This is a genomic window from Klebsiella sp. 10982 (assembly GCF_048589245.1).
Classification (GTDB): domain Bacteria; phylum Pseudomonadota; class Gammaproteobacteria; order Enterobacterales; family Enterobacteriaceae; genus Klebsiella; species Klebsiella quasivariicola.
On the sequence record NZ_JBMAXV010000018.1, the window covers coordinates 1 to 22,330 of the forward strand.

Genomic DNA, 22,330 nt, shown 5'->3' on the forward strand with positions numbered 1-22,330 from the left:
CGGTCACTGACCGGCGTTACTTTACCTGCATTTGCAATGGCTACTTTCCTTTATCCCGCATAATCTCCGTCAACTGTCGGTCTTTCTCTTCCCAAAGCCCATTCAACCAGCGCTGAAAACTACGCTTAAAGTTCTTATCGTTAACGTAATCGCCGTGCAGCTCTTCACCAATAGGGATCAGATTGATACGTACTACAATGCGCGTCAGGCGGCCGCTTAACATATCGTAAAACGGTCTTGTATTATTCTCCGGGTAACACAGCGTGACGTTCAGCAGTTTATCGAACTGCGAACCGAGTACGTTGAGCGCCATGGCGATACCAGCGGCTTTCGGCGGTAAAAGATTGTGGTAAGGAGAGCGCGTTTCGCGCTTTTTTTCTTCGGTAAAACGCGAGCCTTCTACGAAATTGACGATAGTTGTTGGATGCGAACGGAATTTCTCACAGGAACGACGGGTGGTTTCGACATCTTTACCACGGCGCTCCGGATGACGAATCAGATAGCTGCGCGAATAGCGGCGCATAAAGGGCATATCCAGCGCCCAGCAGGCGAGCCCGATAAACGGTACCCACGCCAGCTGTTGTTTAAGGAAATACTTGTTCATCGGAATGTGTTTGCGAAAGAGCACACACAGCACCACGATATCTGCCCAACTGTGGTGGTTGCTGATCAGCAGATACCAGTTTTTTTTGTTCAAGCCTTCCAGCCCCTGGACGTCCCATTTAATCCAGGGATTGAGATGTAACAGCAGCGCCAGCCCTTCGCACCAGCAGTACATCATAAAATTGCAAAAAACGGATATAGAGCGCCATACCGCAGGAATAGGGACCAGCAGTTTAATCAGCCCGGCGACGATGATCGGTACAGAGCAGATAATGGTGACTAAGATGGTTAAGGCGATACTCAGCGGAAGTGTTATCGCAGCGAGTAATCTCGACATAGTTAATTTATTCAGAAAGTTAGGCTAACAAAGAGCGCCTTTAAGCCGCGCAAGAGGCTGATTTTACCAGAAAACGCGGCAAATGACGGGTCTTAACAGAACAGAAAAAAACAAGGATCTTCTATCCACATGGAGCATTGGGTCATCAAATGGATGCCAGGACCGTCGATCTGTTTTTAATTAACTGATATATAAAGATTAATAGTATTTATTCATTTATTTTCAGGGGCGGATAAGCTGACGCTGTAAAACTATACACAAAGTTATCCACAAGCAAAGTTGTCATGCGATCGCGACGATCATGGAATCTTTTCCGCGAATTGCGGGAAAAATTCAGGATTTTATGCCCGTCTGTGGCATCCTTTACCCATAATCTGATAAACAGGCACGGAAATTATGGTTCAGATCCCAGAAAACCCTCTCATCCTCGTTGACGGCTCCTCCTATCTTTATCGCGCATATCATGCGTTTCCGCCGCTAACTAACAGCGCAGGGGAGCCGACCGGGGCTATGTACGGCGTACTCAATATGCTGCGCAGTTTGATCCTGCAGTATCAACCAACCCACGCCGTCGTGGTCTTTGATGCGAAAGGGAAAACCTTCCGTGATGAATTGTTCGAACACTACAAATCTCACCGTCCGCCGATGCCGGACGATCTGCGTGCGCAGATCGAACCGTTGCATAAGATGGTGAAAGCGATGGGGTTACCGCTGATGGCGGTCCCGGGCGTTGAGGCTGACGATGTGATTGGCACCCTGGCGCGGGAAGCGGAAAGGGCGGGACGTCCGGTGCTGATCAGCACCGGTGATAAAGACATGGCCCAGTTGGTGACGCCGGGGATCACCCTGATCAATACCATGACCAACACCATCCTTGGACCTGATGAGGTGGTCACCAAATATGGCGTTCCGCCGGAGCTGATTATTGATTTCCTGGCGCTGATGGGTGACTCGTCAGATAACATTCCCGGCGTACCAGGCGTGGGCGAAAAGACTGCCCAGGCGCTGCTGCAAGGCCTTGGTGGCCTCGATACGCTGTATGCGGAACCGGAGAAAATTGCTGAACTGAGCTTCCGTGGCGCGAAAACGATGGCGGCGAAGCTGGAGCAGAACAAGGATGTGGCTTATCTCTCTTATCAGCTGGCGACCATTAAAACCGATGTCGAGCTGGAGCTCACGTGCGAAGAGCTGGAGGTGCAGCCGCCGGCGGCTGACGATTTGCTGGCGCTGTTCAGACAGTATGAGTTTAAGCGCTGGACAACCGACGTTGAGGCCGGGAAATGGCTACAGGCGAAGGGCGGCAAACCGGCTGCGAAACCTGCAGAGCCTGCAGCGGCACAAGCAGAAGACGTTGAACCGGCCACCGCCCTTTCAGCAGAGCATTATGTCACTATTCTTGATGAGGCCACGCTGCTCAGCTGGATCGATAAGCTCAAGCAGGCGCCGCTTTTTGCCTTTGATACGGAAACCGACAGCCTGGATAATATCTCCGCCAATATGGTCGGCCTTTCATTCGCGGTTGAGCCGGGTGTGGCCGCCTATGTTCCGGTGGCGCATGATTATCTTGATGCGCCGGATCAGATCCCTCGCGAGCGTGTGCTGGCGCTGCTTAAACCGCTGCTGGAGGATGAGAAGCTGCTCAAGGTCGGGCAAAATCTCAAATACGATCGCGGTATTTTGGCCAATTACGACATTGAGCTGCGCGGGATTGCATTCGATACCATGCTGGAGTCTTACATCCTCGACAGCGTGGCGGGCCGTCATGATATGGACAGCCTTTCCGATCGCTGGCTGAAGCATAAAACCATTACCTTTGAAGAAATTGCCGGCAAGGGTAAGAATCAGCTCACCTTTAACCAGATTGCGCTGGAAGAGGCTGGTCGCTACGCGGCGGAAGACGCCGACGTCACGCTCCAGCTGCATCTGAAGATGTGGCCGAAGCTGCAGCAGCATGAAGGTCCGCTGAATATCTTTAAGCATATCGAAATGCCGCTGGTGCCGGTGCTGTCTCGGGTTGAGCGCAACGGCGTGAAAATAGACCCTGCCGTGCTGCATGCGCATTCGCAGGAGATCGCTCAGCGTCTGGTAGAGCTGGAACAGCGCGCGCATGAGATTGCCGGGGAAGCGTTTAATCTCTCCTCCACCAAACAGCTGCAAACGATCTTGTTTGAAAAACAGGGCATCAAGCCGCTGAAGAAAACGCCGGGCGGCGCGCCGTCCACCTCTGAAGAGGTGCTGGAAGAGCTGGCGTTGGATTATCCGTTGCCGAAAGTGATTCTGGAGTACCGCGGGTTGGCGAAGCTGAAGTCCACCTATACCGATAAACTGCCGCTGATGATTAACCCTAAAACGGGCCGAGTGCATACCTCCTATCATCAGGCGGTTACCGCTACCGGCCGTTTGTCGTCTACCGATCCCAACCTGCAAAATATTCCGGTGCGTAACGAAGAAGGGCGACGTATTCGCCAGGCGTTTATCGCGCCGGAAGATTACGTCATTGTCTCAGCGGACTACTCGCAAATCGAACTGCGTATTATGGCGCACCTGTCACGAGATAAAGGCCTGCTGACCGCCTTTGCTGAAGGTAAGGATATTCACCGGGCGACGGCGGCTGAAGTGTTTGGCTTACCGCTGGACAGCGTCAGCAGCGAACAGCGCCGCAGTGCGAAAGCTATCAACTTCGGTCTGATCTATGGCATGAGCGCCTTCGGCCTGGCCCGCCAGCTGAACATTCCGCGTAAGGAAGCGCAGAAGTACATGGATCTTTATTTCGAGCGTTACCCGGGCGTCCTGGAGTATATGGAGCGCACCCGCGTTCAGGCGAAAGAGCAAGGGTATGTTGAAACGCTGGATGGCCGTCGACTCTATCTGCCGGATATTAAATCCAGCAATGGTGCCCGTCGCGCTGGAGCGGAACGTGCGGCGATCAACGCCCCAATGCAGGGGACGGCAGCGGACATTATCAAGCGGGCGATGATTGCTGTTGATGAATGGCTGCGGAAGGAGCAACCTCGCGTGCGGATGATCATGCAGGTTCACGATGAACTGGTCTTTGAAGTCCATAAGGATGAGCTTGATGCTGTATCGAAGAAGATCCATGAACTGATGGAGAACAGTACCACCCTGGCGGTACCGTTGCTGGTGGAAGTGGGCAGCGGCGAAAATTGGGATCAAGCGCACTAAGTATACAAAGTACAAAGCGATTTTCTGTAAGTAAGCAACATAACTTATAGAGTTTTGTGAGGATCATTTGAATTTGCTATGTAAATAGTGAAAAAAAACTACAAAAAATGCTTTATCCGTGAGCGAAAGAAGAGTAAAGTTATTCGCGTAGGGTACAGAGGTAAGATGTTCTATCTTTCAGACCTTTTACTTCACGTAATCGGATTTGGCTGAATATTTTAGCCGCCCCGGTCATTTATGACCGGGGCGTTTTTTATTGCGCGAAAGAAAAGTTTTACACAGTTAAAACTGCGTAGTATGAACGTCCGGATAGGGCGCTAAGCGCCGTTATCCGGAAAAAGCGGGGTTACTCTGCGTCTTCGACAGCTTCTTGCGGCGGGATTTCGTTAAACCAGCTATCCAGCTTCTGTCGCAGCTTATCCACGCCAGATTTTTTCAGCGAAGAGAAGGGTTCAACCTGGACATCGCCATTGAAGGCCAGTACCGCTTCTCGCACCATATTCACTTGCGCTTTACGCGCGCCACTGGCGAGCTTATCGGCTTTGGTCAGCAGCACCAGCACCTGAATATCGCTCTCTACCGCCCATTCGATCATCTGCTGATCGAGATCTTTAAGCGGATGGCGAATGTCCATCAGGACCACCAGGCCCTTCAGGCACAGACGTTTTTCCAGGTATTCCCCCAGCGCGCGCTGCCATTTAATCTTCATCTCTTCCGGGACTTGCGCATAACCATAGCCGGGCAGGTCGACCAGGCGTTTGCCTTCGGCGACTTCGAACAGGTTAATCAGCTGCGTACGTCCGGGGGTTTTGGAGGTGCGCGCCAGGTTTTTCTGGTTGGTCAGCGTATTCAGCGCGCTGGATTTTCCCGCATTGGAGCGGCCGGCGAACGCCACTTCAATACCAGTATCGGCAGGAAGATGGCGGATATCTGGCGCGCTAGTGACAAAGTGCGTCAGTTGATAATTCCAGTTGGTCAAGACGGTCGTCTCCGTTAAAACAGGCTATGGCAGGGATTATACCTGAACAGCAGAAAAAGGCTGTTTTTACCGCACGCTGGTTCTGTAAGTAAAAACCATACGCTTTGTGAGACATTGGCTATTCTTCGTATAGGACATACCTGAGAAAAATGAGACCAATTGCAATTAACCTACTGAAAATAAATACATTATAAAAATAGAGAAATCTGAAAATGGATTTTTAACGGCCAGACTGGTTGTCGATTTTTGTCAGCAAGGTAAAGTAATACACAACGGCGGGGATGCTGAAAGGATTAGGACTCAGGACGAGGAGTCAGGAAGCGCCAGGAGGCGAAGACCACAGGATTGTCAGGATGACGCGCGTCTTGGAGACGTTTCGAAGGGAAAAGGAAGTAACAAGGATAGTTGGACGCTAAGGGAAAGACAGGGTAAGTCGTTAGCGAACAGGGAAAGAAGAGCCCGTAAAGGGTGGTCAGTGAGGAAAAAGGCGACAGAGTAATCTGTCGCCTTTTTTCTTTGCTTGCTTTCTGCTAGATTCCGCCTCAATTCTATACTGAATAATACTGTCTGAAGATTACACACCATGAAAAAACCGACATCCGCCACCCGTGGCAAATCCGGCCGCAAGTCGCGTGAAGAGTTAAATCAGGAAGCTCGCGATCGCAAACGGCAGAAGAAACATCGTGGCCACGCGGCTGGAAGTCGCGCGAACGGCGGCGATGCGGCTTCAGCGGGTAAAAAACAGCGTCAGGCGCAAGATCCGCGCGTTGGCAGCAAAAAACCGATCCCGCTGGGCGTGAGCGAAAGCAGCACCCCAGCTCCCAAGCAGCATAAACCAAAGAGCGAGAAACCTATGCTTTCACCGCAGGCTGAGCTGGAGTTGCTGGAGAATGATGAGCGCCTGGACGCGCTACTGGAACGTCTGGAAGAGGGCGGCACCCTGAATGCTGAAGAGCAGAGCTGGGTGGATGCCAAACTGGATCGCATTGATGAGCTGATGCAACAGCTCGGCCTCTCTTACGATGACGAAGATGAAGAAGAGGAAGAGCGGCAGGAAGATATGATGCGTCTGCTGAAGGGTGGAAACTAACATTTGCATCCCATCGGATTCCCGGTACTGCTTATAACCCTTCTGGTTATATGTTATCTGCTGTGGTTATTCGTTAAACTACGACGGTTGTCGCGGCGTCAGAAATGGCTGCGCAACCGGCTCATGACCCGCGGTGCGGTAGGGCCGGGACGGCGTACCCGTCGGCGGCACCATCGGAAGGAGTGAGCATGTCTGAGCAGATAATCGACTGGGATCTGGCCCTGATCCAGAAATATAACTATTCCGGGCCGCGCTATACCTCGTATCCCACCGCGCTGGAGTTTTCACCGCAATTCGGCGCGGCGGAATTCGATGCCGCTGTGGCTCGATACCCACAGCGTCCCCTGTCGCTGTACGTGCATATCCCGTTTTGCCATAAGCTGTGTTATTTCTGCGGCTGCAATAAGATAGTCACCCGCCAGCAGCATAAGGCCGATCAGTATCTTGATGTCCTTGAACAGGAAATTATTCACCGCGCGCCACTGTTTGCTAACCGTCAGGTTAAGCAATTGCACTGGGGGGGTGGCACGCCAACCTATCTTAATAAGGCGCAAATCAGTCGTCTGATGGCCCTGTTGCGGAGCCACTTCCATTTCAGCGCGGAAGCTGAGATCTCCATTGAGGTCGATCCGCGTGAAATCGAACTGGATGTCCTCGATCATTTACGCACTGAAGGGTTCAACCGCCTGAGTATGGGCGTGCAGGACTTCAATAAAGAGGTTCAGCGTCTGGTTAACCGCGAGCAGGACGAAGCGTTCATCTTTGATTTGCTCAACCATGCGCGGGAGATTGGATTTACCTCGACCAATATCGACCTCATTTATGGCCTGCCGAAGCAAACGCCGGAGAGCTTTGCCTTTACCCTGCAAAAGGTTGCGGAACTTAACCCTGACCGCCTCAGCGTGTTCAACTATGCGCATCTGCCCACGCTCTTTGCCGCTCAGCGGAAGATTAAAGATGCCGATCTGCCCTCTGCTGAACAGAAACTGGAGATCCTGCAGGAGACCATCGGCTCGTTAACGGCGGCAGGTTATCAGTTTATCGGTATGGACCACTTCGCGCGTCCTGATGATGAATTAGCTGTCGCACAACGTCACGGCGTTCTACATCGCAATTTCCAGGGTTACACCACCCAGGGCGATACCGATCTGCTGGGGATGGGCGTTTCGGCGATCAGCATGATTGGCGACAGCTACGCCCAGAACCAAAAAGAGCTCAAGCAGTACTACCAGCAGGTGGCTGAGCAAGGAAACGCCCTGTGGCGCGGGATCGCGTTAACCCGCGATGACTGTCTGCGTCGCGACGTGATTAAGGCGTTGATCTGTAATTTCCGGCTGGATATCGCGGCGGTCGAGGCGCAGTGGGACGTGGATTTTGCGTCTTATTTTGCGGAAGACCTGAAGCTGCTGGCGCCGCTGGCGCATGACGGGCTGGTGGAGGTGGATAGTAAGGCAATTCAGGTAACGGCGAAAGGCCGCCTGCTGATCCGCAACATCTGTATGTGCTTTGATGCCTATCTACGGCAAAAGGCCCGGATGCAGCAGTTCTCACGGGTAATTTAAGGTTTTCCCCCTCTCCCGCAGGAGAGGGGGAACAATTAGCTGAACAGCCCGACCAGCGCAGCGCACAGCACGGCAGCGACTGCCGTTTGTGGCGTGTGACTCGCAGCGGCGCCGCTCGATATCATACTCACCAGTGATTCAAACATGATGCTCTCCCCTAATGCCGGGCACGATCATACTCAACTCATCGGAACAGTAAAGTACAAAATAGCAGCACTTTGCGCTGTTCGGCGATTTTTCATCACGCCGTTAATCACTACTCCATGCCCAGCTCTTTTAGCTTACGTGTCAGGGTATTACGCCCCCATCCCAGCAGGCGCGCAGCCTCCTGTTTGTGCCCCTGAGTATGGCGCAGGGCGGTCGTCAGCAGCGTGCGTTCCATTTCGGGTTGCGCTTCGGAGAGCAGGTTTTGATGACCGGAGCGCAGCGCCCGATCGGCCCACTGGCCCAGCAGCGTCGCCCAGCTGTCGGGCTGCATTTGCGTCGGGCTGTCCGGGACCGTGGTCTCAAACAGTTCGCTCGGTAGATCCTGCGTCAGCACCTCCTGGCCGGCGGCCATGACGGTGAGCCAGCGACAGGTATTTTCCAGCTGACGGACGTTGCCCGGCCACGCCAGGCGGGTCAGCGCCGTCTCCGTTTCCGGATGCAACTGCTTGGCTTCAACGCCCAGCTCGCGGGCGGCTATCTGCAGGAAATGGCGGGCCAGACGCGGAATATCTTCCCGGCGCTCGCGCAGCGGCGGCAAATGCACCCGGATGACGTTCAGGCGGTGGAATAAATCTTCCCGGAATTTCCCCTCCTGCACCCGCTGCTCCAGATTCTGGTGGGTGGCGGCGATGATCCGCACATCAACCTTCACCGGCGCGTAGCCGCCCACACGATAAAACTGGCCATCCGCCAGCACGCGCAGCAGACGAGTCTGGACATCAAGCGGCATATCGCCAATTTCATCCAGGAATAGCGTGCCGCCATCAGCCTGTTCGAAGCGTCCCTGGCGGACGGTATTGGCGCCGGTAAAGGCTCCTTTTTCATGCCCGAACAGTTCAGACTCGATCAGGTCCTTGGGGATCGCCGCCATATTAAGCGCGATAAACGGCGCTTTCGCGCGCGGGCTATGACGATGCAGGGCATGAGCGACCAGCTCTTTACCGGTACCGGATTCACCATTGATCAATACGCTGATGGATGAGCGCGACAAGCGGCCAATAATGCGAAAGACATCCTGCATAGCCGGCGCTTCGCCAATGATATCGGCGGTTGGGCTACTTATCGGCGCATTTCGCGGCTGCTGTTGCTCTTGATAGTGGCTAATCGCCCGGTCGACCAGGGCAACGGCTTCATCAATATCAAAAGGTTTGGGCAGATAATCAAACGCGCCTTGCTGATAAGCGCTGACCGCAGCGTCCAGATCGGAATGCGCGGTCATTATGATGACCGGAAGCATTGGATGACGCTGCTTAATTTGTTTGAGCAGCGCCAGACCATCCATTCCCGGCATACGGATATCTGACAGCAGGACATCCGGGGTTTTGGTGGTGAGGGCATCTAGCACCTCATTGCCGCTTTCGAACGTTGTGCAGCTCAAGCCGGCTCCGGTGAGCGCGCGTTCAAGCACCCAGCGGATGGAGCTATCGTCATCAACGATCCAGGCTATCCCTCGTTGCATAAACACCTCTACTTCCGAATAGGCAGGTATACCGAAAATTCGGTATGACCCGGCCAGCTGGTGAATTCAATTTTGCCGGAGTGCTGATCGATAAGGCTGCGGGCGATCGATAAACCCAGACCGGTACCGCCTTCGCGGCCGCTGACCATCGGATAAAACAGCGTATCCTGAAGATGGGGCGGAATACCCGGGCCATTATCTTCAACGTCAATACGGGCGGCGAGGCGATAACGCACCCCGTGCAGCGTCAGCTGGAAAGCAGTGCGGGTGCGGAGAACAATTTCGCCCCCTTCCGGCCCCAGCGCCTGCAGCGCATTACGGACGATGTTCAGCAACACCTGTTCAATTTGATCCGGGTCGTGGGGTAGCTCTGGTAGGCTGGGGTCGTAATCGCGGATCAACTTCACGTTGTCCGGTAACTCCATGGAGACCAGTTTCACTACCCGCTCGGCGACTTTGTGGATGCTTTCGGTAACGTGCATACCCGGATGCTGTGGCCCAAGCAGGCGGTCGACCAGATTTCTCAGCCGATCGGCTTGCTCAATGATCACTTTGGTATATTCCGTTAGCGCCGGGTCGGGCAGGGCTTTGCTGAGCAGCTGTGCCGCGCCGCGCAGGCCACCTAACGGGTTTTTTATCTCATGTGCCAGGCCGCGGACCAGATCGCGGGCGGCGACCTGCTGCGCGTGCTGCAACTGCTCCTGGCTCAGGCGGCGCTGGTTATCCATCGGCGCCATTTCCAGCAGAATAAAGCCTTCCGGTAGCCGCTGGGCGGTCAGCGACAGGATGTGCGAGCGGCCATCGATAACCAGCGTGACTTCGTTATCGGTAAATCCCTGGCCCGCCTGCAGACTCTCCTGCATCAGCCCAATATTCAGTGAGAAATAGCTCAACAGCTCAGGTAACGGGGTGCCAAACAGCTTGCGCGAACTCTGCGCCAGCAGCTGCTGCGCCGCAGGGTTGGCAAAGTGCACCGCCAGGTCATCATCGACCAGTAAAATACTGTTGATAAGAGAGTTAAGGATCTGCCCAGCATCGGGCAGTGTGCCTGTTGCCATTCGACAGTCTCCTGAAAATGAGTGCACCAATTTAGTGCAGTATAGCTTTTTAGCGGTAAAAAGCTCGCGAGATCAGCGTGTTGGTGGAGAAAAAAGCCCATCCTGAGATGGGCTGAAAGTTTCCACGGCAACAAAATATCCCGGGCATCCCGCGCCACAACACGACATACCCTGGATTTACAGCAAAATTAGACGCTGTAGTACAGTTCGAACTCAACCGGATGCGGCGTCATGCGTACACGGTCGTTCTCTTCCAGACGCAGGGCGATGTAGGCATCGATAGCGTCATTGGTGAACACGCCGCCAGCGGTCAGGAACTCGCGGTCAGCATCCAGGGCCTGCAGGGCTTCTTCCAGAGAGCCTGCAACCTGCGGGATCTCTTTCGCTTCTTCCGGCGGCAGGTCATACAGGTTTTTGTCCATTGCTTCGCCCGGATGGATTTTGTTCTTGATACCATCAAGGCCAGCCATCAGCAGCGCCGCAAAGCACAGGTACGGGTTGGCAGCCGGGTCCGGGAAACGCACTTCGATACGACGCGCTTTCGGAGAGGTTACTACCGGAATACGGATAGAGGCAGAGCGGTTACGGGCAGAGTAAGCCAGCATAACCGGCGCTTCGTAACCCGGGACCAGACGCTTGTAGGAGTTGGTGGTCGGGTTCGCCAGGGCGTTGATGGCTTTAGCGTGTTTGATGACGCCGCCGATGTAGAACAGCGCCTGCTCAGACAGACCAGCGTATTTGTCGCCGGAGAACAGGTTAGTCCCGTTTTTCGCCAGAGACATATGGCAGTGCATGCCGGAGCCGTTATCGCCGAACATTGGTTTCGGCATAAAGGTCGCGGTTTTACCGAAGCGGTGAGCGACGTTGTGAACAACGTATTTGTAAATCTGAATTTCGTCCGCTTTTTTGGTCATGGTGTTGAAGCGGGTTGCCACTTCGTTCTGACCTGCGGTAGCCACTTCGTGGTGGTGAGCTTCAACAACCAGGCCCATCTCTTCCATGATCATACACATGGTGGAACGGATATCCTGAGAAGAGTCTACTGGCGGAACCGGGAAGTAACCCCCTTTCACGCCCGGACGGTGACCTTTGTTACCGCCTTCGTATTTGGTGGAGGAGTTCCACGCACCTTCGATGTCATCGATCGCGACATGGGAGCCGGAGATAGAGGCGCCAAAACGGATGTCGTCGAACAGGAAGAATTCTGGTTCTGGCCCGAACAGGACGGTGTCAGCGATGCCAGTGGCGCGCAGGTACTCTTCAGCGCGTTTCGCGATGGAGCGCGGGTCACGGTCATAGCCCTGCAGGGTGCCTGGCTCGAGGATATCGCAGCGGATGATCAGGGTCGGTTCTTCGTAGAACGGGTCAATGACCGCGGTGGACGCGTCCGGCATCAGGACCATGTCAGATTCGTTGATACCTTTCCAGCCACCAATCGAGGAGCCATCAAACATTTTGCCTTCTTCGAAGAATTCGGCATTTACCTGATGAGACGGAATCGTGACGTGCTGTTCTTTACCTTTGGTATCGGTGAAGCGCAGATCGACAAACTTCACTTCGTGCTCGTTCAGCATCGTCAAAACGTGTTCAGCGGACATACTTAAACTCTCCCGGATTGGTCATTGTCGTCGTGGTAACGAAAACTTCATACTGCTTAAAAGTGGCGTTGTTGCCTTAAAAAATATAAAGCGAAATCTGTGCCAACTTTTAAATGCCCCATAAAACGCTGTATCATGCGCACCATAGTGCAAAAGGACTGCACCATGATGGAGATAATGCACCAAAATAGTGCCTCAGTGTGAACATTGAGCACCATTTTGGTGCAATTTTTGTTACGGTGCCCTTTTATCGCTCCGTGAAAGCGGTCACAAAGAAACTCTGCAATACTTGTTTGCGGAGGATGTTTGTGATCCTGTTCAGTCCTTCGCTTAATACGTGTACAATAACGCGCTATTTCTAATGCCTGAGGCAAAGTTGTGATCGAAAATCTGCGTAATATCGCCATCATCGCGCACGTTGACCATGGTAAAACTACCCTGGTTGACAAGCTGCTACAGCAATCCGGTACGTTCGACGCACGTACTGAAGCACAAGAACGTGTGATGGACTCCAACGATTTGGAGAAAGAGCGTGGGATTACCATCCTCGCTAAAAACACCGCAATCAAATGGAATGATTACCGTATCAACATCGTTGATACCCCAGGGCACGCCGACTTCGGAGGTGAAGTTGAGCGTGTTATGTCCATGGTTGACTCTGTGCTGCTGGTGGTAGATGCCTTTGATGGCCCGATGCCGCAAACGCGCTTCGTGACCAAAAAAGCTTTTGCCCACGGTCTGAAGCCGATCGTGGTCATTAACAAAGTTGACCGCCCGGGCGCGCGTCCGGATTGGGTTGTCGATCAGGTGTTCGACCTGTTCGTTAACCTCGACGCGACCGACGAACAGCTGGACTTCCCGATCGTTTACGCGTCCGCGCTGAACGGTATCGCCGGTCTGGACCACGAAGACATGGCTGACGACATGACCCCGCTGTATCAGGCGATTGTCGATCGCGTGCCGGCGCCGGACGTTGACCTTGACGGCCCGCTGCAGATGCAGATCTCCCAGCTGGACTACAACAACTACGTTGGCGTCATCGGCATCGGCCGCATCAAACGCGGTAAAGTGAAGCCGAACCAGCAGGTCACTATCATCGATAGCGAAGGCAAAACCCGTAACGGTAAAGTCGGTAAAGTGCTGACTCACCTGGGTCTTGAGCGTATCGAGAGCGACGTAGCTGAAGCGGGCGACATCATCGCGATCACCGGTCTGGGCGAGCTGAACATCTCCGACACCATCTGCGACCCGCAGAATGTCGAAGCGCTGCCGGCCCTGTCCGTTGATGAGCCGACCGTTTCCATGTTCTTCAACGTCAACACCTCTCCGTTCTGCGGTAAAGAAGGTAAGTTCGTTACCTCTCGCCAGATCCTGGACCGTCTGAACAAAGAGCTGGTGCACAACGTGGCGCTGCGCGTTGAAGAAACCGAAGACGCTGATGCGTTCCGCGTTTCCGGCCGTGGTGAACTGCACCTGTCTGTTCTGATTGAAAACATGCGTCGTGAAGGTTTCGAGATGGCGGTTTCCCGTCCGAAAGTTATCTTCCGCGAAATCGACGGCCGTAAACAAGAGCCGTTCGAAAACGTGACGCTGGACGTCGAAGAGCAGCACCAGGGTTCTGTGATGCAGGCGCTGGGCGAGCGTAAAGGCGACCTGAAAAACATGAATCCGGACGGTAAAGGCCGCGTACGTCTCGACTACGTGATCCCAAGCCGCGGTCTGATCGGCTTCCGTTCAGAGTTCATGACCATGACCTCCGGTACCGGTCTGCTGTACTCCACCTTCAGCCACTACGACGACGTTCGTCCGGGCGAAGTGGGCCAGCGTAACAACGGCGTGCTGATCTCCAACGGTCAGGGTAAAGCGGTAGCGTTCGCGCTGTTCGGTCTGCAGGATCGCGGTAAGCTGTTCCTCGGTCACGGTGCGGAAGTTTACGAAGGCCAGATCATCGGTATTCACAGCCGCTCTAACGACCTGACCGTAAACTGCCTGACCGGTAAGAAACTGACCAACATGCGTGCGTCCGGTACTGACGAAGCCACGGTTCTGGTTCCGCCGGTTAAGATGACCCTGGAACAGGCTCTGGAGTTCATCGATGACGACGAACTGGTAGAAGTCACTCCGACCTCTATCCGTATCCGTAAACGTCACCTGACCGAGAACGACCGTAAACGCGCGATGCGCGGTGCAAAAGAAGAGTAATTTTTCTTTTCTTTGTTCGCTAAACCCCGCCTCTCCGGCGGGGTTTTTTTATGGGCGGAATCTGCTTATCGTCGTACTGTCTCCGGGATCCCGAGAGAGCTCGGTCACATTTATATCTAAAGTTTGCGCGAGGAATTGCTTTCTTTTTTTACGGAAGAGTAAGATGAGTCATCTGGTTTAAACCAAATGGATTAAACAATGACTGAAAATCTCTCCACTGTCGAAAATGCGAAAGAGAAACTGGATCTGTGGCTTAAGCAAGGGCTGACGGTTGCGGGGGGGAAACTGCCGTCAGAAAGAGAGCTTGGTGAGTTACTGGGCATCAAACGGATGACGCTGCGTCAGGCGCTGCTCGGCCTGGAAGCGGAATCGAGGATTTTTCGTAAAGACCGTAAAGGATGGTTTGTCGCCCAGCCGCGTTTTAATTATAGCCCTGAGCTCTCCGCGAGCTTTCAGCGGGCCGCCATTGAGCAGGGCAGAGAGCCCTCATGGGGCTTTATTGAGAAACAGCGTACCCGAGAGTATCCCGACGTTGCTAAGCCCCTGCTCGCAGCAACCCCGGCTGATGATTTATATCTGGTGACCGGCTGGGGAGCGCTGGAAGGGCATAAAGTTTTCTACCACGAGACCTTTATCAATCCTAACGTCGCGCCAGGTTTTATTGACAGACTTAAGAACCAGTCTTTTTCCTCCGTTTGGGAGCGTGAATATCACAAACCTGTCGTCATTAAAAAGCTGGCCTTTCGACCCGTAAGAATGTCGGGAGAGGTGAGCAAATTTATCGGCGGCTCTGCGGGCCTGCCAGCCATCCTGATTGAAAAACACCGTGCCGATAGTGCAGGTAATATTGTGCAGATAGATCTCGAATACTGGCGATTTGAAGCTGTGGATCTCTTTATTAACTTGTAGGTATTTTATGGTCACTAAAGATAACGCCGGGAAGATCCTTTCCCGTATTGATAATATACCGCTCTACCTTCATGCCTATGCCTATCATTTGAATATGCGGCTTGAACGTATTTTACCGAATGATTTGCTGAACATCGCAGACAGCCTGCATTTAAAGGGGGTGAAAATACATGTTCTTGATGGCGAGCGCTACTCGCTGAGCAATATGAAGGATATCCAGTTAGCTGAGTTTGGTGATAAAGCAAAATCGTTGCAGCTGGATATTCATATCGAGACCAGTGCCTCCGATAAACAGACTATCGATCAGGCCGTTACTATCGCCTTAAAAACAGGCGCATCCTCCGTTCGCTTTTATCCTCGTTATGAAGGGCATTTACACGACGTTATTGAAAAAATCGCCTTCGATATTCAATATATTAAAAAAGCATATAGCCATACCGGCCTGACGTTCGCCCTTGAGCAACATGAAGATCTGAAAAGCGTTGAACTGGTGAATTTAATTAAACACAGCGAGATGCCATCTCTATCGCTCCTTTTTGACTTTGCCAATATGATCAACGCCAATGAACGACCGCTTGAGGCGTTAGCGTTGATGTCACCTTACATTACGCAGGTTCATATTAAAGATGCTTGTATTATTGCTGAGAACGGTGGGCTTGGGCATCGGGCCTGTAACTCAGGCCAGGGCGATATGCCATTTAAGGCGCTGCTGACGAAATTAATTTGCCTTGGCGATGACCAGCCGCAGGTCATCGCGTACGGCCTGGAAGAGGAGGTGGATTACTATGCACCCCCGTTCCGATTTGCCACGGAAGGTGACAACCCGTGGATCCCGTGGCGGCAGATGAGCGAAACCCCACTGCCTGACGCTGACCAGCTTGAAGAACGACTGCTGAAAGAAAAGCAGGATGCAATTGCGCAGTTGAAATATGTCGAAGATACTTTGCAAATAATAAAAGACGAAGCGCTTGCCGTACTGGCACACTAAATTTATTGATAATTCGTTATACCGGAACATCATTTTTAATAAATGATGATGGTTTGTTATATTCCTTAAACCAAATGATGTTAAATCATTAGGGGAACCTATGCTCACGAAAAAGAAATGGGCTATATTCAGTTTATTAACCCTGTGCGGCGGCACCATTTATAAACTGCCTTCACTGAAAGATGCTTTTTATATTCCCATGCAGGACTATTTTCATCTGACTAATGGCCAGATAGGTAATGCCATGTCGGTGAACTCCGTGGTGACCACGATTGGTTTTTTCTTGTCAATTTACTTTGCCGATAAGCTTCCTCGCCGTTACACCATGTCATTGTCACTGATTGCGACAGGTTTATTAGGAATTTACCTGACGACGATGCCTGGATATTGGGGGATTCTCTTCGTTTGGGCCTTATTTGGTGTCACCTGCGATATGATGAACTGGCCGGTGTTATTAAAGTCGGTGAGTCGGCTGGGTAACAGCGAACAGCAGGGGCGATTATTTGGTTTCTTTGAAACCGGACGGGGGATTGTCGACACGATTATTGCTTTCTCTGCCCTGGCTATTTTCACCTGGTTTGGTAGCGGTTTGCTGGGTTTTAAAGCCGGGATCTGGTTCTACGCTCTCATCGTGATTGTTGTCGGGATCATGCTGTTTTTTATGCTGAAAGAAAAGGATGAGGATGCGCCTGAGAAAACTATCGCCGAGAGCGCTACAGAGAAAAGTAGCATCTCTTCGGTATTAAAAGATAAAACCATCTGGCTCATCGCGTTCAACGTCTTCTTCGTTTATGCAGTTTACTGTGGACTTACTTTCTTTATCCCCTTCCTGAAAAATATCTACCTGTTGCCGGTGGCGCTGGTGGGCGCCTACGGCATCATTAACCAGTATTGTTTAAAAATGGTTGGCGGACCGATTGGCGGCCTGATAGCCGATAAAATCCTTAAGTCGCCTAGCAAATATCTCTTCTATACCTTCTGTGTCAGTACCGTGGCCTTAGTCGCGTTAATATTGTTGCCCCATGAAAGTATGCCGGTCTATCTGGGCATGATCTGTACCCTCGGATTTGGCGCGATTGTGTTTACGCAGCGAGCGGTATTCTTTGCTCCGATCGGGGAAGCAAAAATCGCTGAAAACCGGACAGGCGCAGCCATGGCGCTGGGGAGCTTTATAGGCTATGCGCCGGCCATGTTCTGCTACAGCCTGTACGGCTACATTCTTGATCTCAACCCTGGTCTGGCAGGCTACAAGATAGTCTTTGGCATCATGGCGGGCTTTGCGCTCTGCGGCGCGTTCGTTTCGGTCATGTTAGTGAAACGAATTAGCGGTGGCAGGAAAACGCTGCGCGCTGCGACTGAATAACCCCCCACCTCATTTTGTTTATTCAAAGCCGCGCTATGCGGCTTTGTTCGTCAGGGGCTGGCGACCCACGCGGTTGTTTCAGGTTTATGCATAGTCAAACCTCATCTTTCCCGCTAAAGTTAATTTTCCACGGCGCGGAAGGAGACAAAAATGCTCTATATCTTTGATTTAGGTAATGTGATTGTCGACATTGACTTCAACCGGGTATTGGGAGCCTGGAGTGATTTAACCCGCATCCCGCTGGCGACGCTTAAGCAACATTTCACCATGGGAGAGGCTTTCCATCAGCATGAGCGCGGCGAGATCAGCGATGAAGACTTTGCCGCTGCCATGTGTCATGAAATGAATATGTCCCTCAGCTATGAGCAGTTTGCTCACGGTTGGCAGGCGGTATTCGTCGCACTGCGCCCGGAGGTGATTACCATCATGCATAAACTGCGTGCCCAGGGCCATCGGGTAGTGGTGCTCTCCAATACCAACCGTCTTCACACCACGTTCTGGCCTGATGAATACCCTGAAGTGCGCGCTGCCGCCGATCGCATCTATCTCTCACAGGAGATGGGAATGCGTAAGCCTGAAGCGCAAATTTATCAGCGAGTACTGGAAGAAGAGGGCTTTTCCGCCGCAGATACGGTCTTTTTTGATGATAACGTCGATAATATAGCAGGGGCCAACCGGTTGGGGATCACCAGTATTCTGGTGACCGGGAAGAAGACCATCCCTGACTATTTCGCGAAACAGCTATGCTAAAAACCGTTCAGCAAAAATTACTCCACCATACCCGGCCGCTGCTAGCGTGGCTTAAGCTGCTGTGGCGGCGCATTGATGAAGACCATATGACCACCCTGGCGGGGAACCTCGCCTATGTGTCATTACTTTCCCTGGTGCCGCTGATAGCCGTCGTGTTCGCGCTGTTTGCGGCCTTTCCCATGTTTTCTGAAGTCAGCGTACAGATCCGCCACTTTATCTTCGCCAATTTTATTCCGGCGACCGGGGATGTTATTCAGGGCTATATTGAGCAGTTCGTGGCCAATTCCAGCCGTATGACCGCTGTGGGTGCGTTTGGCCTGATTGTCACCTCGCTGCTGCTGATGTACTCCATCGACAGTGCGCTAAACACCATCTGGCGCAGCACGCGCAGCCGTCCCAAAATTTACTCTTTTGCCGTCTACTGGATGATCCTGACCCTCGGCCCGCTGCTGGCGGGCGCGAGTTTGGCGATCAGTTCCTATCTGCTGTCGCTGCGCTGGGCGAGCGATCTGGACGGTGTGATTGATAATCTGCTCCGCCTCTTCCCGCTGATCCTTTCCTGGGCAGCGTTCTGGCTGCTCTACAGTATTGTGCCGACCACCCAGGTGCGTAACCGCGATGCGGTGATCGGGGCGCTGGTGGCGGCGTTGCTGTTTGAGGCAGGTAAAAAAGCATTTGCCCTCTACATCACTACCTTTCCGTCCTACCAGTTAATTTATGGTGTGATTTCGGTGGTACCGATTTTGTTCGTCTGGGTGTACTGGACCTGGTGTATCGTCTTGCTTGGCGCTGAAATTACTGTCACTCTCGGTGAATACCGCAAACTTAAAACAGAAGAAACAGAACAACCATGATTGCATTAATTCAACGCGTATCCCGTGCAAGCGTTACCGTGGCGGATGAAGTGACGGGCGAAATCGGCCCGGGGCTTCTGGTGCTGCTGGGCGTCGAGAAAGACGATGATGAACAAAAGGCGAATCGCCTCTGTGAACGAGTGCTGGGCTACCGCATCTTTAGCGATGCGGAGGGTAAAATGAACCTGAATGTCCAGCAGGCGGGCGGCAGCGTGCTGGTGGTTTCGCAATTTACGCTGGCGGCGGATACCGAGAGGGGGATGCGGCCGAGCTTTTCGAAAGGTGCAGCACCGGACCGCGCCGAGGCGCTATATGAGTATTTCGTCGCCCGCTGTCGCCAGCAGGAAATGAACACCCAGACCGGAAGATTCGCTGCGGATATGCAGGTTTCTTTGGTCAATGATGGTCCCGTGACCTTTTGGTTGCAGGTATGACCCAGCTTCCGGGCAGGCTGCGGGTAACAAAAGAGAGTACGACTATGTATCACCTTCGTGTACCGCAAACAGCAGAAGAGTTAGAGAGCTACTACCAGTTCCGCTGGGAGATGCTGCGTAAGCCGCTGCATCAGCCTAAAGGATCGGAACGCGACGCCTGGGATGCGATGGCGCATCATCAGATGGTGGTGGATGAAGAGGGCAATCTGGTTGCCGTCGGTCGGCTATATATCAATGCGGAGAATGAAGCTTCTATTCGCTTTATGGCCGTTCATCCCTCGGTGCAGGATAAAGGGCTCGGGACGCTGATGGCGATGACCCTCGAGTCCGTCGCGCGCCAGGAAGGGGTGAAGCGGGTTACCTGTAGCGCCCGCGAAGATGCAGTGGAGTTTTTCTCTAAGCTGGGCTTTGTCAATCAGGGGGAGATCACTACCCCAACCACCACGCCGATCCGCCATTTTCTGATGATTAAACCGGTCGCGTCGCTGGACGATATTTTGCATCGCGGCGACTGGTGCGCGCAGCTGCAGCAGGCGTGGTATCAGCACATTCCGCTGAGTGAAAAAATGGGTGTACGCATTCAGCAGTACACCGGGCAGAAATTTATTACCACCATGCCGGAGGCGGGGAACCAGAATCCGCACCATACGCTGTTTGCCGGCAGCCTGTTTTCGCTCGCCACCTTAACCGGCTGGGGACTTATCTGGCTGATGCTGCGCGAGCGGCACCTGGGGGGTACCATCATTCTGGCGGATGCGCATATCCGTTACAGTCAGCCCATTAGCGGCCGCCCCAGCGCCATCGCCGACCTGGGATCGCTGAGCGGCGACCTCGACCGCCTGGCGCGGGGGCGTAAAGCCCGCGTGCAAATGCAGGTGGAGCTTTTTGGCGACGATAAACAAGGCGCCGTTTTCGAGGGGATCTACATCGTGCTGCCGGCGAAGCCCTTTGGCTCGTACGAAGAGGGTGGCAACGAAGAAGAGTAAGCGCCTGCGGCAGTTATCGTCCTGGCGATGCCACGCGCCAGGCGATATCCCGCATGGCATCACGCGCGGCGTTGCTGACGCCTCCCAGCTGAAAGAAGCCGTGGATCACCCCCAGGTAGCGCTGGCAGGAACTCTCCACCCCTTGCTCCGTCAGCCTTCGGTACAGCGCTTCTCCCTCATCGCGCAAAGGGTCAAATTCGGCCGTCAGGATATGAACCGGTGGCAGACCGTGAAAATCGTCGCGCCACAGCGGACTGGCTTCCGGATGGGTAGCGGGTGTGGCCGCTAAATACATTTCGTAGCCGCTCAGCAGCGTGTCCCGGGTAATGATGTAATCCTCGCCGTTGCTGGCGTAGCTTTCCATGCTGGCGGTAGCGTCGAGCATCGGGTAAATCAGGATAAGCTGCGCAGGTTGCCATGCTCCCGCCGCTTTCAGGCGCAAAGCCGTGACCAGGGCAAGGTGGCCGCCGGCGCTGTCGCCGGCCAGCGTGATGCGCGCCGCGTCAACGCCAAGCTGCTGCGCATACCGATGGATAATGTTGGCGCCTCGTTCCGCATCATCGTGCGCCGCCGGAAAAGGGTACTCCGGGGCCAGGCGATACTGCATGGCGATCACCCGGCACCCACTGAACCAGGCAAGCTGGCGCAATTGATTGTCATGGGTGGCAAAGCCGCCACTCACAAAACAGCCGCCGTGGTAATACACCATGGTGGGTAGCAAGCCGTTGCTTCTTGGCGGCGAGACGACGCGCAAGGTCATGCCATCGAGCGTAATGTCTTCAACCTGTACCCGCGTTTCCATTGCCCCGGCGAGAACGGTGCTGGCGAGATAGCCGTTTCTCCGGTCATCAATACTCTGTTCTCGCGATGATGGCCGCCCCGCAGCAATAAACTCCTCAACCAGCGAAGCAATACCTTTTTCCAACGTCATGGTAAGTCCCTTTTACTGGATTAATATCCAGTGTTATAGCCTGGTTTATGCGAAAAAGATATACCGAATAAAGCCGCGATCGCATTCTGGAAAGCGGCTCGCAAAAGCGTATTTCTCAACAGAGATCTGCTTCTTCTTAGCTTTTATCGGGTGTAATTTGCTCGTTATCTGAACGCTGATGATATACTGGAGGTATATATGAGCATGCTGGCTGAAAGCGATATGGGCAGAATTCTTCTCGATTTACCAGACGATGTCATCAAACGGCTGGATGACCTCAAAGCGCAGCGTAATCTTCCGCGAGCGGAGCTGTTACGTGAAGCCGTTGAACAATATCTGGAGAAGCAGGATCGGGCTAAAGAGAGCATTTCAGGCGCCCTCGGCCTGTGGCAAGGCTGCGAAGAAGACGGCGTTGAATACCAACGTAAACTGCGCGAGGAGTGGTAATGGTTAAGGGCGTCGCGCTATTTGATACTAATATTCTCATTGATTTATTTAGCGGGCGGCGTGAAGCCAAGGAGGCGTTAGAGTCCTGGCCGTCGCAGAATGCAATTAGTTTAATTACCTGGATGGAGGTCATGGTTGGCGCCAAAAAGTATCACCAGGAGCAGCGTACGCGGATTGCCTTGAGCTCTTTTAACATCATTGATGTTTCGCATGAGATTGCTGAACGAAGCGTCGATCTGCGACATGAGTATCGCATGAAACTGCCGGACGCCATTATCCTGGCGACGGCGCGGGTTCATCGTCTTGAACTGATTACACGGAATACGAAGGATTTTGCAGGCATTCCCGGCGTGCTCACACCGTATGAATTATAACGGGCGACCTGAGCCG

General features: G+C 53.2%; 20 protein-coding genes. 13 read left to right on the forward strand and 7 right to left on the reverse strand.

What is annotated here, in order from left to right:
• Positions 1-40: 40 nt before the first annotated feature.
• Positions 41-940, reverse strand: coding sequence for an acyltransferase (locus ACKLKD_RS14770; RefSeq protein ID WP_025710901.1), 900 nt, complete (start codon positions 938-940; stop codon positions 41-43).
• Between the two features lie 396 nt (positions 941-1,336).
• On the opposite strand from ACKLKD_RS14770, the gene polA reads away from it, so the two are divergent.
• Complete coding sequence (gene polA / locus ACKLKD_RS14775) at positions 1,337-4,123, forward strand: DNA polymerase I (protein WP_025710902.1); 2,787 nt, start codon at positions 1,337-1,339, stop codon at positions 4,121-4,123.
• A 346-nt stretch (positions 4,124-4,469) separates the two neighbouring features.
• Here polA and yihA read toward each other — a convergent pair whose 3' ends face one another.
• The gene (gene yihA / locus ACKLKD_RS14780) at positions 4,470-5,102 is read right to left on the reverse strand and encodes a ribosome biogenesis GTP-binding protein YihA/YsxC (protein ID WP_002882734.1); all 633 of its coding nucleotides are present in this window, start codon (positions 5,100-5,102) and stop codon (positions 4,470-4,472) included.
• 583 nt (positions 5,103-5,685) lie between these two features.
• Between yihA and yihI the strand changes: the two genes are divergently transcribed.
• Together yihI and hemN are read left to right on the forward strand one after the other, a co-directional pair.
• On the forward strand, positions 5,686-6,192 hold the full coding sequence (yihI, locus tag ACKLKD_RS14785) for a Der GTPase-activating protein YihI (RefSeq protein WP_025710904.1): 507 nt from the start codon (positions 5,686-5,688) through the stop codon (positions 6,190-6,192).
• Between the two features lie 188 nt (positions 6,193-6,380).
• The gene (gene hemN, locus ACKLKD_RS14790; RefSeq protein ID WP_080897843.1) at positions 6,381-7,754 is read left to right on the forward strand and encodes an oxygen-independent coproporphyrinogen III oxidase; all 1,374 of its coding nucleotides are present in this window, start codon (positions 6,381-6,383) and stop codon (positions 7,752-7,754) included.
• Between the two features lie 35 nt (positions 7,755-7,789).
• Here hemN and ACKLKD_RS14795 read toward each other — a convergent pair whose 3' ends face one another.
• From ACKLKD_RS14795 to glnA, 4 genes are all read right to left on the reverse strand, one after another.
• Positions 7,790-7,900: a YshB family small membrane protein gene (locus tag ACKLKD_RS14795; protein WP_004152951.1), complete on the reverse strand. Its 111-nt coding sequence runs from the start codon at positions 7,898-7,900 to the stop codon at positions 7,790-7,792.
• Positions 7,901-8,010: 110 nt separating this feature from the next.
• Positions 8,011-9,420, reverse strand: coding sequence for a nitrogen regulation protein NR(I) (gene glnG, locus ACKLKD_RS14800; protein ID WP_025710906.1), 1,410 nt, complete (start codon positions 9,418-9,420; stop codon positions 8,011-8,013).
• An 8-nt stretch (positions 9,421-9,428) separates the two neighbouring features.
• On the reverse strand, positions 9,429-10,478 hold the full coding sequence (glnL, locus tag ACKLKD_RS14805; RefSeq protein WP_008807910.1) for a nitrogen regulation protein NR(II): 1,050 nt from the start codon (positions 10,476-10,478) through the stop codon (positions 9,429-9,431).
• Positions 10,479-10,666: 188 nt separating this feature from the next.
• Positions 10,667-12,076: a glutamate--ammonia ligase gene (gene glnA / locus ACKLKD_RS14810; protein ID WP_004203622.1), complete on the reverse strand. Its 1,410-nt coding sequence runs from the start codon at positions 12,074-12,076 to the stop codon at positions 10,667-10,669.
• 378 nt (positions 12,077-12,454) lie between these two features.
• Here glnA and typA point away from each other — a divergent pair, with 378 nt between their 5' ends.
• From typA to fabY, 8 genes are all read left to right on the forward strand, one after another.
• The gene (gene typA, locus ACKLKD_RS14815; protein WP_002882755.1) at positions 12,455-14,278 is read left to right on the forward strand and encodes a ribosome-dependent GTPase TypA; all 1,824 of its coding nucleotides are present in this window, start codon (positions 12,455-12,457) and stop codon (positions 14,276-14,278) included.
• A 198-nt stretch (positions 14,279-14,476) separates the two neighbouring features.
• The gene (locus tag ACKLKD_RS14820; protein WP_025710908.1) at positions 14,477-15,187 is read left to right on the forward strand and encodes a GntR family transcriptional regulator; all 711 of its coding nucleotides are present in this window, start codon (positions 14,477-14,479) and stop codon (positions 15,185-15,187) included.
• 7 nt (positions 15,188-15,194) lie between these two features.
• Positions 15,195-16,175: a sugar phosphate isomerase/epimerase family protein gene (locus ACKLKD_RS14825; RefSeq protein ID WP_025710909.1), complete on the forward strand. Its 981-nt coding sequence runs from the start codon at positions 15,195-15,197 to the stop codon at positions 16,173-16,175.
• A gap of 100 nt (positions 16,176-16,275) precedes the next feature.
• Positions 16,276-17,538 (forward strand): MFS transporter, encoded by a 1,263-nt coding sequence (locus tag ACKLKD_RS14830; protein ID WP_080897842.1) that lies wholly within the window; start codon positions 16,276-16,278, stop codon positions 17,536-17,538.
• A gap of 150 nt (positions 17,539-17,688) precedes the next feature.
• Positions 17,689-18,288 carry a glucose-1-phosphatase gene (yihX, locus tag ACKLKD_RS14835; protein WP_025710910.1) on the forward strand — a complete coding sequence of 200 codons (600 nt, stop codon included), beginning with the start codon at positions 17,689-17,691 and terminating at the stop codon, positions 18,286-18,288.
• Entirely contained in the window at positions 18,282-19,142 is an 861-nt protein-coding gene (locus ACKLKD_RS14840; RefSeq protein ID WP_025710911.1) for a virulence factor BrkB family protein, read from the forward strand. The genes yihX and ACKLKD_RS14840 overlap by 7 nt, the downstream gene beginning before the upstream one ends.
• On the forward strand, positions 19,139-19,576 hold the full coding sequence (gene dtd / locus ACKLKD_RS14845; protein ID WP_004203627.1) for a D-aminoacyl-tRNA deacylase: 438 nt from the start codon (positions 19,139-19,141) through the stop codon (positions 19,574-19,576). Before ACKLKD_RS14840 ends, dtd begins: the two co-directional genes overlap by 4 nt.
• A gap of 44 nt (positions 19,577-19,620) precedes the next feature.
• Complete coding sequence (fabY, locus tag ACKLKD_RS14850; RefSeq protein WP_025710912.1) at positions 19,621-20,562, forward strand: fatty acid biosynthesis protein FabY; 942 nt, start codon at positions 19,621-19,623, stop codon at positions 20,560-20,562.
• Positions 20,563-20,575: 13 nt separating this feature from the next.
• On the opposite strand, the gene ACKLKD_RS14855 is transcribed toward fabY, so the two are convergent.
• A complete protein-coding gene (locus tag ACKLKD_RS14855) occupies positions 20,576-21,493 on the reverse strand; it encodes an alpha/beta hydrolase (protein ID WP_025710913.1) in 918 nt (305 codons plus the stop codon).
• Positions 21,494-21,697: 204 nt separating this feature from the next.
• Between ACKLKD_RS14855 and ACKLKD_RS14860 the strand changes: the two genes are divergently transcribed.
• The gene (locus ACKLKD_RS14860) at positions 21,698-21,940 is read left to right on the forward strand and encodes a CopG family transcriptional regulator (protein ID WP_025710914.1); all 243 of its coding nucleotides are present in this window, start codon (positions 21,698-21,700) and stop codon (positions 21,938-21,940) included.
• The gene (locus ACKLKD_RS14865) at positions 21,940-22,314 is read left to right on the forward strand and encodes a type II toxin-antitoxin system VapC family toxin (protein ID WP_025710915.1); all 375 of its coding nucleotides are present in this window, start codon (positions 21,940-21,942) and stop codon (positions 22,312-22,314) included. The genes ACKLKD_RS14860 and ACKLKD_RS14865 overlap by 1 nt, the downstream gene beginning before the upstream one ends.
• The last annotated feature ends 16 nt before the right edge of the window (positions 22,315-22,330 follow it).

What these genes read in the sequence shown, in the direction of transcription:
- ACKLKD_RS14770 (WP_025710901.1), bottom strand. Translation starts at nt 940, where the DNA reads ATGTCGAGATTACTCGCTGCGATAACACTTCCGCTGAGTATCGCCTTA.
- polA (WP_025710902.1), top strand. Translation starts at nt 1,337, where the DNA reads ATGGTTCAGATCCCAGAAAACCCTCTCATCCTCGTTGACGGCTCCTCC.
- yihI (WP_025710904.1), top strand. Translation starts at nt 5,686, where the DNA reads ATGAAAAAACCGACATCCGCCACCCGTGGCAAATCCGGCCGCAAGTCG.
- hemN (WP_080897843.1), top strand. Translation starts at nt 6,381, where the DNA reads ATGTCTGAGCAGATAATCGACTGGGATCTGGCCCTGATCCAGAAATAT.
- ACKLKD_RS14795 (WP_004152951.1), bottom strand. Translation starts at nt 7,900, where the DNA reads ATGTTTGAATCACTGGTGAGTATGATATCGAGCGGCGCCGCTGCGAGT.
- glnG (WP_025710906.1), bottom strand. Translation starts at nt 9,420, where the DNA reads ATGCAACGAGGGATAGCCTGGATCGTTGATGACGATAGCTCCATCCGC.
- glnL (WP_008807910.1), bottom strand. Translation starts at nt 10,478, where the DNA reads ATGGCAACAGGCACACTGCCCGATGCTGGGCAGATCCTTAACTCTCTT.
- glnA (WP_004203622.1), bottom strand. Translation starts at nt 12,076, where the DNA reads ATGTCCGCTGAACACGTTTTGACGATGCTGAACGAGCACGAAGTGAAG.
- ACKLKD_RS14820 (WP_025710908.1), top strand. Translation starts at nt 14,477, where the DNA reads ATGACTGAAAATCTCTCCACTGTCGAAAATGCGAAAGAGAAACTGGAT.
- ACKLKD_RS14825 (WP_025710909.1), top strand. Translation starts at nt 15,195, where the DNA reads ATGGTCACTAAAGATAACGCCGGGAAGATCCTTTCCCGTATTGATAAT.
- ACKLKD_RS14830 (WP_080897842.1), top strand. Translation starts at nt 16,276, where the DNA reads ATGCTCACGAAAAAGAAATGGGCTATATTCAGTTTATTAACCCTGTGC.
- yihX (WP_025710910.1), top strand. Translation starts at nt 17,689, where the DNA reads ATGCTCTATATCTTTGATTTAGGTAATGTGATTGTCGACATTGACTTC.
- ACKLKD_RS14840 (WP_025710911.1), top strand. Translation starts at nt 18,282, where the DNA reads ATGCTAAAAACCGTTCAGCAAAAATTACTCCACCATACCCGGCCGCTG.
- dtd (WP_004203627.1), top strand. Translation starts at nt 19,139, where the DNA reads ATGATTGCATTAATTCAACGCGTATCCCGTGCAAGCGTTACCGTGGCG.
- fabY (WP_025710912.1), top strand. Translation starts at nt 19,621, where the DNA reads ATGTATCACCTTCGTGTACCGCAAACAGCAGAAGAGTTAGAGAGCTAC.
- ACKLKD_RS14855 (WP_025710913.1), bottom strand. Translation starts at nt 21,493, where the DNA reads ATGACGTTGGAAAAAGGTATTGCTTCGCTGGTTGAGGAGTTTATTGCT.
- ACKLKD_RS14860 (WP_025710914.1), top strand. Translation starts at nt 21,698, where the DNA reads ATGCTGGCTGAAAGCGATATGGGCAGAATTCTTCTCGATTTACCAGAC.
- ACKLKD_RS14865 (WP_025710915.1), top strand. Translation starts at nt 21,940, where the DNA reads ATGGTTAAGGGCGTCGCGCTATTTGATACTAATATTCTCATTGATTTA.